2 protein-coding genes are annotated in these 592 nt (G+C 57.8%); one reads left to right on the top strand and one right to left on the bottom strand.

The window, feature by feature from the left end:
- The coding region (locus ACRBB0_RS27280) for a hypothetical protein (protein ID WP_431377621.1) at positions 1-311 on the bottom strand (311 nt) is incomplete at its 3' end.
- Between the two features lie 98 nt (positions 312-409).
- Here ACRBB0_RS27280 and ACRBB0_RS27275 point away from each other — a divergent pair.
- Positions 410-592 (top strand): hypothetical protein (locus ACRBB0_RS27275; RefSeq protein WP_431377620.1); only part of this gene is annotated, 183 nt, incomplete at its 3' end.

The raw sequence follows: 592 nt of genomic DNA, 5'->3' as shown, positions 1-592 counted from the left end.
GGGAGCGATGCCGTGAGCTTGCCAACCAAACAAATAAGGGCCGCGTGATGGGCGACATAATCGGGTTCCACGGTACTCCAGCGTCGCGACGACATCTCGCAAAACAGCTTAGGGAGATGGCCGACATAATTGAGCGGGGCGAGGCCAAGACTGAGCCGCACGGAATAATGATGGTTCTGATGGGGCCCGCTCAATTCGAGGTTATTGGCGTGGGTGACTGCGAAGGCTGGGCCGGAGCAAGACATGCCATGCATGCCGTAACAACCGCGTCCTTTGAGACCATCGGTGGCAACATCAGGAAAAGAAGCCACCAAAAGTACCAGCCGAAAAGCGCAGCGGAAGTGACGCCCCTCGTTGTCGCGCGAAAGGGGGAATAACCTATGAGAAAAGCCAAACGGAGGGCCGCGGGATGCCCTACCTGAACCCGAGACGCTTGACGCCGGGGATGGGCCACATAACCGGCAGGCAAAAGAACCCGAGGATCAGCGCTACTTTTGAGGAGGGAACCATGTCGAAGCTTACGGAAATGGCGGAGGAGCGCGGGGTATCAACCGCCTGCGTTATTCGCGGCCTAGTTAAGTTAGCTCTGGAG

Source organism: Pelagimonas sp. (genome assembly GCF_050633425.1).
In the GTDB taxonomy this organism is placed as follows: domain Bacteria; phylum Pseudomonadota; class Alphaproteobacteria; order Rhodobacterales; family Rhodobacteraceae; genus Pelagimonas.
This window is presented reverse-complemented; position numbering and strand designations above follow the sequence as displayed.